12 protein-coding genes are annotated in these 11733 nt (G+C 68.0%); 11 read left to right on the top strand and 1 reads right to left on the bottom strand.

What is annotated here, in order from left to right; translation table 11 throughout:
• Positions 1-47: 47 nt before the first annotated feature.
• The gene (gene dnaA, locus F4X11_04915; protein MYN64356.1) at positions 48-1364 is read right to left on the bottom strand and encodes a chromosomal replication initiator protein DnaA; all 1317 of its coding nucleotides are present in this window, start codon (positions 1362-1364) and stop codon (positions 48-50) included.
• A gap of 377 nt (positions 1365-1741) precedes the next feature.
• On the opposite strand from dnaA, the gene F4X11_04910 reads away from it, so the two are divergent.
• The 11 genes from F4X11_04910 (at position 1742) to F4X11_04860 (ending at position 11709) form a co-directional block, all read left to right on the top strand.
• Positions 1742-1879, top strand: coding sequence for a 50S ribosomal protein L34 (locus tag F4X11_04910; protein MYN64355.1), 138 nt, complete (start codon positions 1742-1744; stop codon positions 1877-1879).
• 128 nt (positions 1880-2007) lie between these two features.
• Complete coding sequence (rnpA, locus tag F4X11_04905; protein MYN64354.1) at positions 2008-2415, top strand: ribonuclease P protein component; 408 nt, start codon at positions 2008-2010, stop codon at positions 2413-2415.
• Entirely contained in the window at positions 2303-2626 is a 324-nt protein-coding gene (gene yidD, locus F4X11_04900) for a membrane protein insertion efficiency factor YidD (GenBank protein MYN64353.1), read from the top strand. The genes rnpA and yidD overlap by 113 nt, the downstream gene beginning before the upstream one ends.
• Before the next feature lie 42 nt (positions 2627-2668).
• Positions 2669-4468, top strand: a complete 1800-nt coding sequence (yidC, locus tag F4X11_04895; GenBank protein ID MYN64352.1) for a membrane protein insertase YidC — start codon at positions 2669-2671, stop codon at positions 4466-4468.
• The gene (locus tag F4X11_04890) at positions 4461-4913 is read left to right on the top strand and encodes a hypothetical protein (protein MYN64351.1); all 453 of its coding nucleotides are present in this window, start codon (positions 4461-4463) and stop codon (positions 4911-4913) included. The genes yidC and F4X11_04890 overlap by 8 nt, the downstream gene beginning before the upstream one ends.
• Before the next feature lie 102 nt (positions 4914-5015).
• A complete protein-coding gene (gene mnmE, locus F4X11_04885) occupies positions 5016-6386 on the top strand; it encodes a tRNA uridine-5-carboxymethylaminomethyl(34) synthesis GTPase MnmE (GenBank protein ID MYN64350.1) in 1371 nt (456 codons plus the stop codon).
• The gene (gene mnmG / locus F4X11_04880) at positions 6340-8244 is read left to right on the top strand and encodes a tRNA uridine-5-carboxymethylaminomethyl(34) synthesis enzyme MnmG (GenBank protein ID MYN64349.1); all 1905 of its coding nucleotides are present in this window, start codon (positions 6340-6342) and stop codon (positions 8242-8244) included. Before mnmE ends, mnmG begins: the two co-directional genes overlap by 47 nt.
• A 13-nt stretch (positions 8245-8257) precedes the next feature.
• The gene (locus F4X11_04875) at positions 8258-8902 is read left to right on the top strand and encodes a 16S rRNA (guanine(527)-N(7))-methyltransferase RsmG (protein MYN64348.1); all 645 of its coding nucleotides are present in this window, start codon (positions 8258-8260) and stop codon (positions 8900-8902) included.
• A 184-nt stretch (positions 8903-9086) separates the two neighbouring features.
• On the top strand, positions 9087-9830 hold the full coding sequence (gene pyrF / locus F4X11_04870; protein MYN64347.1) for an orotidine-5'-phosphate decarboxylase: 744 nt from the start codon (positions 9087-9089) through the stop codon (positions 9828-9830).
• 201 nt (positions 9831-10031) lie between these two features.
• On the top strand, positions 10032-10844 hold the full coding sequence (locus F4X11_04865; GenBank protein MYN64346.1) for a ParA family protein: 813 nt from the start codon (positions 10032-10034) through the stop codon (positions 10842-10844).
• On the top strand, positions 10837-11709 hold the full coding sequence (locus F4X11_04860) for a ParB/RepB/Spo0J family partition protein (protein MYN64345.1): 873 nt from the start codon (positions 10837-10839) through the stop codon (positions 11707-11709). Before F4X11_04865 ends, F4X11_04860 begins: the two co-directional genes overlap by 8 nt.
• Positions 11710-11733: the final 24 nt, after the last annotated feature.

Here is an 11733-nt window from a genome sequence, read left to right as displayed (position 1 = left end):
CGGCTCGCGCCTACAATTGTCGCATCTGTTTTCTGCGGCGCAGACTCCTAGCGGAACGTCTCGATGAAGCTGTTGACCAGGTTGTGGAACTCGCGGTCGGCCTTGCACTGCCCCTCGACCTTGCGAATCGAGTGGACGACGGTCGAATGGTCGCGGCCGAAGCTCTTGCCGATCTGCGGGAGCGAGGCGTCCGTCAGGGTCCTGCAGAGGAACATCGCTATCTGCCTTGGGCGCGCCACCGCCTTGGAGCTGTTGCGGCCCTTCAGGTCGGCGAGCTTGAGCCTGTAGTAGTTGGCGATGAACTTCTGGACCATGTCGATGGTCACCGGCTGCTCGTCGCGGTGGAGGATGTTGCGGAGGACGTCCTGGGCCAGGGCCAGCGAGATCGCGTTGCCGGTCAGCGAGGCGTACGCGATGAGTCGGATGAGCGATCCCTCCAGCTCCCGGACGTTGGACTTGATGCCGCTGGCGATGTAGAGCGCCACATCATCGGGCAGCGGGACGGTCTCGGCCTCGGCCTTCTTCTTGAGGATCGCGATCTTGGTTTCCAGATCCGGCGACTGGATGTCGGCGATCAGGCCCCATTCGAATCGCGATCTCAGGCGTTCCTCGAGCTGCTGGATCTCGTGCGGCGGGCAGTCGCTGCTGATGACGATCTGCTTCTGCGCGTCGTACAGCGAGTTGAACGTGTGGAAGAACTCGGTCTGGGTTCCCTCCTTGCCGGACAGGAACTGCACGTCGTCGACCATCAGGACGTCGAGCTTCCGGTAGCGCTCCCGGAAATCGAGGATGCGGTCGTAGCGGACCGCGTTGATCATCTCGTTCATGAAGCGCTCGGACGAGATGTAGGTGAGGCTGAGGTCGGGCATCTGACCGAGCAGGTAGTGGCCGATCGCATGCATCAGGTGCGTCTTGCCCAGACCGACGCCGCCGTACAGGTAGAGCGGGTTGTACGAACGGGAAGGCGCCTCGCCCACGGCGAGAGAGGCGGCGTGGGCGAACTGATTCGACGAGCCGACGACGAACGAGTCGAAGGTGTAGCGGGGGTTCAAGCCGCGTGCCGCCGCGCCGGGGGCTGAGGCGCGGGAGGCGGATGGCGACTGCGGCTCGACGGTGCCCGCGTCCACGTCGATGACGAAGGCGATCTTGACGCCGCTGCGCTGCACCTCCGCGGTGGCTTCCGTGATTACGGCGGTGTAGTGCTTGGTGAGCCAGTTCCGGCAGAGTTCGCTGGGCACGCGGACAGTGACGCGGTCGCCGGTGTCCTCCACGAAGACGGTCGGGCTGAACCAGGTGTTGAAGCTGTGACGGTTGACCTTGGTCTCGATGCGCGCCAGAAGTTCGGACCAGACGTTGTTCGGCATCGAGGTGCGGTTGCTCCGGCGGCTGCCGCCGGTTTCGCTGATTCCGTGGGCGACGGGCCGACGCGGGGGTGAAGAATCCCTGCGGTGATCTGTACCGTCGTCCAGCAAACCCTCACTGACCGATCCGCACGGCGATGGGCATCCTGTTTATCCACAGTTTCTTCCACACCCTGTGGAAAATCTCTGTGTGGGGGTGCCGCCTCGCGACCGGGACCGAAAATCTACCACACTCGCCGGACGACGACAACCGGCCAGCGACTCGTGGAGCAGGTCGCGCGGGCTCCGGTTTTCGTTGACATGCGTCCGGTGCGGTGGCTACCATGATCGTTTCACGTCGGGTGTGTCCGCCGAGGACGGGCCGCGAGGATGATCAGAGCATGAAACGCACGTATCAGCCGAACAACCGGCGGCGCAAGCGGACCCACGGGTTCCGCAAGCGCATGAGCACGAAGACCGGCAGGGAAATCCTGAGGCGGCGCCGGGCCAAGGGGCGGAAGCGCCTTTCGGTTTCCTGAGCAGGTGAGCGCGGCGTGGAACGGCGCAGATAGTCGACAGGTCCGGTTGCGCGAGCGAGACGGTGCGCCCGGCCGCGTGTCGACGAGCCGACGCCGGGCCGGCCCGTGAATCACGGTGGCGCGCAGACGTGGATCGGAGGCTTTCCCGGCGCGACCGGATCCGACGCCGAGGGGAGTTCCTCAGCGTGCAGCGGCAGGGTGTCCGCATCCACGGCCGCCATCTCGTTCTGTTCACGCTTCCGAACGGTCTGGACCGGAGCAGGCTGGGTATCATTGCGACGCGCCGGATCGGAGGGGCGGTCCGGCGAAACAGGGCCAAGCGCCTGATGCGCGAGCTGTTCAGGCGCCGCAGAGGCCTTCCGGGCTTCGATGTCGTCGCGTTGCTGCGGCCCGGGTTTCCCGACGTTCGATTCGCGGCGCTCGATGCCGACTATCACGCCACTCTCCGGCGGCACGGACGAACCCGTGAAGGTCGGGCGACCGATCGCGGCCCGCGCACCGTCCCTGGCGGCGCGGCTGCTGCTGGTCGGCATTAGGTCCTATCAGGTGACCCTTGCTCAGGTGCTGGGAGGGCACTGTCGGTTCGTGCCCTCGTGCTCCGCCTACGCCGTCGAGGCAGTCGCACGGCATGGCGCGATTCGCGGAGGATGGCTCGCGGCCTGCCGGCTGGTCCGGTGCCAGCCTCTGTGTCGCGGCGGCCTCGACCAGGTTCCCGCGCCGCGCGGCCCGCGCGCCGATGCTCCCTAGAGACAGACTCTCTGGCCCCGGCGTACAGTAACAGGCCCACTCATGGAACGAAGAGTCCTGCTCGCTTTCCTTCTCTCCCTGCTGGTGCTCCTGGTGTACCAGAGTCTCGTCGTACCGCCGCCGGCGCCGCCGCGCGAGGTGGCCGGAACCGATGCGCCGCCACAGCCGGCGCTGCCTGCCGTCGCACCCGATCAGTCGCCGGCGCCGGCGGCAACGTCGACTCCGGCCGCGCCGGCGGCCGGTCCGGAGACCCCACCGCGCGAGGAGATCACGCCGGTGGTCGCCGACCAGGAGCCCCGCGATGTAGTGGTCGAGAGCGCGCGCGTACGCGCGGTCTTCCGGAATCGCGGCGCCTCACCAGTCAGTTGGCTGCTCAAGGAGCACCTGGACCGGGAGACGGGTGCGCCGATAGACCTCGTGCCGGGCGAGTTGCCGATCGTCGAGCTGCCGCCGTTCTCCCTGGTGTTCGAGGACCCGGAGCTGACCGCCCGCGCTGCCGAAGCGCTGTATCGACCCAGCGCGTCGCGCGTCGCGGTCGCCGACCGCTCGGAGACCCTGGCCTTCGAGTTCGAGGATTCGTCCGGATTCCGCATCAGGAAGGAGTACGAGTTCGAGCCGGGCATGCACGGCTACCTCGTGCACTTCCGCGCCGCGGCATTCGATGGAGACAGCCGGCTCGCGCCGCGCGTTGCATGGGGTCCGGCGCTGGGCGGCGTGGAGTCGTCGAGTTCGGGAATGGTCTACCGCGAGGGACCGCGCGGCGTAATCTTCGGCCGCCTCGTGGGCGTCGAGGGCGTGGAGGACGAGGGCATCACGCGGCCGACGTCTTCGGACGTCGTGGCGCGCCCGGCGTACAGCGGGCAGATCGGCTTCGCCGGGGTCGACAATCATTACTTTCTTGCGGTTGCGCTAGTCGGCCGGCAGGAGGCCGACGTGGCGTATCGCTATGTGCCGCTGCCGCCGCGAACGCCCGACGGATCGGCGCGCGAGCTCATGGCGTTCAGCCTGCGGGCGCCCGGAGAGACCATCGACCTGCCTTTCTTCGTCGGGCCGAAGGAGTTCGACCTGCTGGAGCAGGTGGACGCGGCCCTGATCAGATCGATCGACTTCGGGTGGCTGGGGTGGCTGGTGGTGCCGCTCCACCGCTCGCTCACCTGGGTCCACGCGTACGTGGGCAACTGGGGCTGGGCGATCATCATCCTCACGATTCTCGTGAACATCGTCATCTTCCCGCTGCGCCACAAGAGCGTCGTCTCGATGCGCAAGATGCAGGAAGTCCAGCCGGAGATGAAGGCGATTCAGGAACGGTACTCGCACCTGAAGGCCACCGATCCCGATAAGCAGAAGATGAACCAGGAGATCATGGCGCTCTATCGGGATCGCGGGGTGAACCCGGCGAGCGGGTGCCTGCCGATGCTCCTCACCTTTCCGGTTCTCTTTGCCTTCTTCAGCCTTCTCCGGTCGGCGGTCGAGATTCGGGGCGAGCCGTTCGTGGGCTGGATCACCGATCTGTCGGTGGAGGATCCGCTCTACATCACGCCGATCGTCATGGGCGCCTCGATGGTGCTGCAGCAGAAGATGACGCCGACCCAGGCGGACCCGATGCAGCAGAAGATCATGATGCTCATGCCGGTGGTCTTCACGTTCATGTTCGTCTGGGCGCCGAGCGGGCTCGTGCTGTACTGGCTGACGAGCAACGTCATCGGGATTCTGCAGACCGTCGTGACGAATCGGGTCATCGGCCCCCCGAAGACGCGCACCGTGCGGCCGCCCGCCGAACGCCGCGTGAAGAAGAGCGGCCGGGGAACCGGATCCGGAAAGAAGGCCAGGCAAAGTGAGTGACGCACTCGATACGCAAATGGGCGACTTCGTCAGGGGAATCGGCCGGGCGCTGGGCCTGGCGCTCGACGTCGAGGTCGAGCGGATCGAGGACGGCACGCGGGTGCGCCTCGCCGGGGACGGTTCCGACGTGTTTCTCCAACGCAAGGCAGCGGGGCTCGATGCCCTGCAGCACGTGGTCAACGCCGCGTTTCGGCGCGAGCACGCCGATGGACATATCGTGGTCGACTGCCTGGACTATCGGAAGGGCAAGGACGGCGAGCTGCGCGAGTCGGCACGGATCCTCGCGCAACGCGCTCGCGACACCGGAGAGGCCCAGGAGATCGGTCCTCTCAACCCCTACGCCAGGCGGATCGTGCATCTGGCGGTCGCCGATCTGGAGGGCGTGTCGTCGGAGAGCGTCGGGGACGCCTTCCTGAAGACGGTGCTCATCACGGCTTCCGAGTGAGGTGATCGGCGGTTCTCCGCCGCGCTTTACGCACGTTGCGAGCCGGTCGGCCCACGGCGTGGCGATCCGTCCCGCACGGGCGCCCGCCGGGTCAGGACGCGGATGTTCGCCACCGACGACACGATCGTGGCCATCGCGACGCCGCCCGGTCCGGGTGGCGTGGGCATCGTGCGTGTGAGCGGACCAGGCGCGGTCGGCATCGCAGGCCGGATTCTCTCCACCTCGTCCAGGCTGGCGCCGCGGCGCGCCACGCTGACCGACGCTCTCGATCCCGCCGATCGTCGCCCCGTGGATCGCGTTCTGGCAACGTACTTTCCGGGCCCGCGCTCGTACACCGGCGAGGACGTCGTCGAGATCAGCGGTCACGGGAGTCCGGTGATTCTGCGGCAGATCGTGGCGGCGGCGACCGCGGCGGGCGCCCGATTGGCCGAACCGGGCGAATTCACCTTGCGTGCCTTTCTCCGCGGCCGCCTCGATCTGGTGCAGGCCGAAGCCATCCACGACCTCGTCACCGCGGTTACGCCGCGCCAGGCGCGTATGGCCTTCGATCAACTCGAGGGAACCGCTACCGCGGCAATCGGCGTGCTGGATCGCGTGCTCTTCGACCTGGTGGCGCGGCTGGAGGCATCGCTCGACTTTCCCGATGAGGGCTATCATTTCATCGATGCGCGGGCCGCCGGCGTGGAAGCAGCGAGTCTCGCGGCGCGGGTCCGCGATCTGATTGTCTCGGCGCAACGGGGAAGGCTGATTCGCGACGGTTGCCAGGTGGCTGTGGCAGGGCGGCCGAATGCAGGCAAGTCTTCTCTTTTCAACGCGTTGTGCGGGGCACAGCGGGCCATCGTGGCGGACACCCCAGGGACGACGCGGGATCTCGTGACCGAAACCGTCGATCTCGGGGGCATTCCCGTAACCCTGGTCGATACGGCGGGAATCCGCGCCGCGAGCGAAGAGGTGGAAGCGGAGGGCGTTCGCCGGGCTCGTGCGGCGCTCGGCGTGGCTGCGGCGGTCATCGTCGTTCTCGATCGCTCCCGGCCGCTCGATGCGGATGATTGGGGTCTGCTGGAGGAGACGGCGGCCCGACCGAGGCTCGTCGTAGCGAACAAGCGGGACCTGCGAGCCGCGTGGTCGCCGGCGGCGGAGCCGCGGATGGCGGCCTGCCGGCCCCTGCTGGAGACCTGTCTGATCGACGGCAGCGCCGCGGCAGGGGTTCGGGGTGCGCTGCAGCGAGTGATCGAGGGCGGGGCGCCGATTCGCGACACGCCGGCCATCTCCAACGTGCGGCACATCGATCTCCTCGGCAAGGCGGAAGCAGCGCTCCGCCGGGCGTCGGAGGCTGCGGCCGCGGGTGCTTCGGAGGAACTGGTGCTGGCGGATCTGGAGGAGGCGCGGCGCGCACTCGAGGAGATTTCCGGAAGGCGCACTCCCGATGCCGTGCTCGAACGCATTTTCGAGCAGTTCTGCATCGGAAAGTGAAGCGGAGGGTTGCCGGGTGGAGAGTCGATTCGACGTCATCGTGATCGGGGCAGGACACGCGGGCGTGGAGGCGGCCCGTGCAGCGGCCCGAATGGGATGTCGGGTCGCGATCTGCACGCTGTCCGAGGCGACCGTGGCGCACATGCCCTGCAACCCCGCCATAGGCGGCACGGCAAAGGGTCACCTGGTGCGCGAGATCGACGCACTGGGCGGCCTGATGGGCGAGGCGATCGATGCAACCGGTATCCAGTTCAAGCTGCTGAATCGCAGTCGAGGCCCCGCCGTGCGCTCGCCGCGGGCGCAGGCGGACAAGCGCCGCTACAGTGCGTGGGTCGCGGGGGCGCTCCGCCGGGAAGAACGCCTCACCTGGGTCGTCGGCCGCGTTGGAGGCGTGATCGTGCGGCGGGACCGCGTCACGGGGATCGAACTCGAAACCGCCGATGGAGACGCCGGTGGCGAAAGGCTCCACGCGCGAGCGGTCGTGGTGACGACGGGCACCTTCCTGAACGGCCTCGTGCACGTGGGACCGAGACGTACGCCGGCCGGCCGGGCCGGGGAGCCGCCGTCGCGGCGCCTGGCGGAATCCTTGAAGGCGCTCGGCCTCCCGTGGGGCCGCCTGAAGACGGGGACGCCGCCCAGGCTCCACCGGGGGAGCATCCGCTTCGAGCGGCTCGAGAAGGCGATGGGAGACGAGCAGCCGGTACCGTTCTCGTTCATGACCGGGCCCATCGACAGGCCGCAGATCGCGTGTCATCAGATGCACACCACGGAGCGCGTGCACGAGATCGTGCGGGCCAACATCGACCGGTCGCCGCTGTACAACGGTCAGATCGAGGGAATCGGGCCGCGCTATTGTCCGTCGCTCGAGGACAAGGTCATGCGGTTCCCCCATCACGAACGGCACCAGATCCTTCTGGAGCCGGAGGGCCTCGACGTCGACGAGGTCTATGTGAACGGGTATTCGATGAGCCTGCCGGTCGATGTCCAGGAATCCCTCGTCCACGCGCTCCCGGGACTCGAGGATGCGGAAATGATGCGGCCGGGTTATGCCGTGGAGTACGACTTCGTGCAGCCGACGGCGCTGTTGCGGAGCTACGAGGCGAAGGGCGTGGCGGGGCTGTTTCTGGCCGGCCAGGTGAACGGGACGTCGGGATACGAGGAGGCCGCGGGTCAGGGGATCCTGGCCGGTATCAACGCGGCGCGAGCCGTTGCCGGCGAGGAGCCGCTGGTGCTCGGTCGGGACGAGGCGTATCTGGGCGTGCTGGCCGACGACCTGACGACGCGTGGTTGCCTGGAACCGTACCGCATGTTCACGTCACGGGCGGAGTACCGACTGTTGCTGCGGATCGACAACGCCGATCTCCGCCTGACGGAACGGGGGCGCGAGGTCGGGCTCGTCGACGACCGGCGGTGGGCGCGCTTTCGGGACCGGCGGTCGCGGTTCGAGGAGAACGCGCGCCGGGTGGCGCGGACGACGGTGACGTTGGCGGACGGAAAGCGTGCGCGGGCGTCGCAGGCGTTGCGGCGGCCGGATGTGGAACTCGATTGGCTGGCCAGGGGGAACGAGTTGCGGCTGGAGGTGGCGCCCGGGGAGGAGCGAGAGGATCTCTGGAGCGTGGAGACGCACTTCAAGTACGCGGGGTATCTGGAGCGGCAAGAAGCGACGATCGAAAGGGCGCGGCGCCTGGAGGGTCGCCGTATCCCGGCGTCGTTCTCGTACTCGAACCTGCCAGGGCTGTCCCGGGAGATTGCGGAGCGGTTGACGGAGACGCGGCCGGAAACGCTGGGGCAGGCGCTGCGGATTCCCGGCGTGACGCCGGCCGCCGTGGCATTGATTGGCGCCAAGGTGCGCGCGTAGGGACGAGAGAGTCGTGGCGGAGGCGGGGCTGACGGAGCGGCTGCAGGGGCGGGCGGAGCGGGCGGGGCTGCCGCTGGCGCCGGCGCTGGCCGCGCGGTTGGCGGCGTATGTGGCGTTGCTCTTGCGGTGGAACGAGCACATGAATCTGACGGCGCTGCGTGCGGATGACCAGGGTCTGGACCGGCTGGTCGTCGAACCGTTGCTGGCGGAGCGGCGCATCCCGCGGGGGGCGGCGGCGCTCGTGGATATCGGCTCGGGTGGCGGCTCACCGGCGATTCCGATCAGGATCGCGAGGCCCCGGCTGGTCGTGAGATTGGTGGAAGCGAGGGAGCGGAAGGCGGCGTTCCTCCGCGAAGCGGTTCGGCAACTGAAGCTGGACGGCGTCGTGGTGGAGCCCTGCAGGTACGAGGAACTGCTGGACCGCGCGGAGCTGCAGGGCGCTCACGACGTTCTGACGGTGCGCGGAGTCCGGTTGGACGCGGGGGCGGCAAGCTGCCTGGAACGGCTGGTGAGGGCCGGAGGCACGCTGTTGTTCTTCGGCGGAGCCGGCGGGAGGGAGACCGGGGGCTCCGCGGGTCGGGCCGGAGCGGGGCTGGGGAAGGGAGCGGGTCTGGTTGAAGGGAGTGGCCTGGTGGTGGTTCGGAAGGGAGGACCATAGCGTCGGCCAGGATTTCCGGCACGATGTTCCACGTGGAACATTCCTTGCGCAACTTACCCGGTAGCGGGAGCCCGCCCGGTTGATTGCCGAGACGCTACCGTCGTTTGTGCCGGCGCCAGCCGAAAAGGGAGTTGGGACGCGGGACATTCGTAGAATCCGCCGCGAGGCGGGAGGGAGGTGAGTTCTGAAGGAAGGCAAGGACCGCCTGATCGTGGCCCTCGACGTTCGGAGCCATGGCGAGGCGGAGCGGCTCGTGGAGGAGTTGGAGAACGTCGCCTTTTTCAAGATCGGTCTGCGTCTCTTTCTGGCCGGTGATCTCTACGGACTCGTGCGACGGATTCAGGAGCATCGGCGCGGCGGGATCTTCATCGACCTGAAGATGGCGGGCGACATCAGCAACACGATTGCGGACTTCGTCGACCACGCAGGGGAGTTGGGCATCAGGTTCGTGACCCTGGCGGAGAGCAGGGATGACGTCTTCACGCGTCACAGTCTGGCCGCTGGCCGGAAAGCGCGCGGAGAGAATCCGTTTCCGCAGTTCCTCATGGTGCCGTTGTTGTCGAGCCTGTCGCCCGCGAACTTCGGCCGGCCGGAAATCAGCGCGGAGGACTACATCGTGGAGCGGGGAGGGGAGATGCTGGCCGCGGGCTGCGACGGGCTGATCGTGTCGGGGGCGGCCATCGGGACGTGTCGAGCCGCGTTCGGACCCGACGTAACGCTGGTGAGTCCGGGGATTCGTCCGAAGTGGAGCGGAGCGGACGATCACGTGCGCCTGACAACGCCGTCGGACGCGATACGGCTCGGCGCAGACTATCTCGTCGTAGGGCGGCCGATTCGTAGTGCGACAGACCCTCGGGCGGCCGCGCAACGGGTGATCGATGAGATCGATGCAGAGTTGCGGGCCCTCGATCGACGAGAGGGCATCTGAAGTTTGCCTAAAGGAGCGCTTGGGCGTCTGGCCGGCGGAAAGCGACCCCGAGCCCATGGAGCTCCGTCCCGATCGCGGGCCTTGCAACCGCTGTTCCACGTGGAACAGCGGTTGACCTGGAAGGTAACCGAAGCGTACGATGGCGAAACGTCGGATCCGGTTTACGCCCCACATTAGGGTGTTAGACCTAACGAGGTCGGGGTGAGATCTCGCATCTTTGCGATAGCCAACCAGAAGGGCGGGGTCGGCAAGACCACGACGACGATCAATCTCGCAGCGTCGTTGGCGTTGGGCGATCAGACCGTGCTGGTCGTCGACATGGACCCGCAGGGCAACCTGACGAGCGGTGTCGGCCGGAAGGGCGACCATGCGCCCGCCGGCACCATCTACGAAGCCCTGACGTCGGAGTCGACGCCGATGGCCCACGACTACATCGTGCCGACGTGCGTCTCGGGGCTCTCGCTCCTGCCGGCGGACCACAACCTGACCGGCGCCGAGATCGAGCTCGTTTCCGCCGCCCGGCGCGAGCAGCGGCTGCGTCTGCTGCTGGAGCAGGTGCGCGGCCGCTTCGACTACATCCTGGTCGATACCCCGCCCTCGCTGGGGCTCCTCACCCTGAATACCCTCGTCGCCGCCGACGGCGTGATCATCCCGGTCGTTTGCGAGTACTTCGCGCTCGAGGGCCTGGCGGCCCTCACGGCGACGCTGCATCAGGTCAAGGAAGCCTTCAATCGGAACCTGGAAATCGCCGGCGTCGTCCTGACGATGACGGATCTGCGGACGAATCTCGGCAAGGAGGTCGCGGCGGAAGTGCAGGGCGTCTTCGGCAACAAGGTCTTCGAGACCCCGATTCCTCGCAACATCCGGCTGGGCGAGGCGCCGGGTCACGGGCTGCCGGTGATCCTGTACGACGTGCGGTCCAAGGGCGCCGAAGCCTATCTCGCGCTGGCCCGCGAGTTCCTCGCGTGCACGCGCGCCGCGCCCCTGCCGGCGGGAGGCGCACTCCGTGGCTGAAAAGCGCAAGGCGCTCGGGCGTGGGCTGCGTGCGCTGATCCCGGACGTTCCGGCGACCGAGGCGCAAACGCCGCCGGGCGGTTCCCCCCGTGAGATCGACCTCGATCAGTTGCGCCCCAATCCGGATCAACCGCGGCAGGCCGTCGACGACGCGAGGCTCGAGGAGCTGGCGCAATCGATCCGGGCGCACGGCGTAATCCAGCCGATTGTCGTCACGCAGCGCGACGGGGTGGCGGGCTTCGAGATCATTGCCGGCGAACGGCGCTGGCGGGCGGCGCAGCGGGCCGGCCTGCTGCGGGTGCCGGTCGTCGTCCGGGAGATGGCGCCGTCGAAGCGGCTGGAAGTGGCGCTGATCGAGAACATTCAGCGTGAGGACCTGAACCCGCTCGAGGAAGCGGCGGCCTACCAGCGGCTGGCCGACGAGTTCGGGATGACGCAGCAGCAGATCGCGGAGGCGGTCGGCAAGGAGCGGGCCACGGTCGCCAACTACCGGCGGCTGCTCGGCCTCCCGGCAGAGGTGCAGACCGACGTCGCGGCGGGTCGCCTGACCATGGGCCACGCGCGCGCCCTGGCCGGGCTGAGCGACGTGGAGCAGCAACTCGCGGCGGCCCGCAGGATCCGCGAAGGCGAACTGTCGGTCCGCGACGCCGAGGCGCTCGTCAAGCGTACCGCGACGCCGAAGCCGGACCGCGCCGCGGAGACGCCGCCGCCCGACGTCCACGTCCGCGCCGCGGAGGAGCGTCTGCGCATCTCGCTCGGCACGCGCGTCAGGATCGTGCAGCGGGGAAAGCGCGGGCGAATCGAGATCAGCTTCACGTCCGAAAACGAGCTGCAGCGCCTGTACGATCTCCTGTCGGACGGGTGATCCGCTTGCCCGCGTAGCGGCCGA

The sequence above is a fragment of the Acidobacteriota bacterium genome, assembly GCA_009861545.1.
Taxonomy (GTDB): domain Bacteria; phylum Acidobacteriota; class Vicinamibacteria; order Vicinamibacterales; family UBA8438; genus WTFV01.
This window is presented reverse-complemented; position numbering and strand designations above follow the sequence as displayed.

Excerpts from the sequence above, each read along its gene's own strand:
- yidD (MYN64353.1), top strand. The coding sequence starts at position 2,303 with ATGCCGACTATCACGCCACTCTCCGGCGGCACGGACGAACCCGTGAAG.
- dnaA (MYN64356.1), bottom strand. The coding sequence starts at position 1,364 with ATGCCGAACAACGTCTGGTCCGAACTTCTGGCGCGCATCGAGACCAAG.
- mnmE (MYN64350.1), top strand. The coding sequence starts at position 5,016 with ATGTTCGCCACCGACGACACGATCGTGGCCATCGCGACGCCGCCCGGT.
- mnmG (MYN64349.1), top strand. The coding sequence starts at position 6,340 with ATGCCGTGCTCGAACGCATTTTCGAGCAGTTCTGCATCGGAAAGTGAA.
- F4X11_04910 (MYN64355.1), top strand. The coding sequence starts at position 1,742 with ATGAAACGCACGTATCAGCCGAACAACCGGCGGCGCAAGCGGACCCAC.
- yidC (MYN64352.1), top strand. The coding sequence starts at position 2,669 with ATGGAACGAAGAGTCCTGCTCGCTTTCCTTCTCTCCCTGCTGGTGCTC.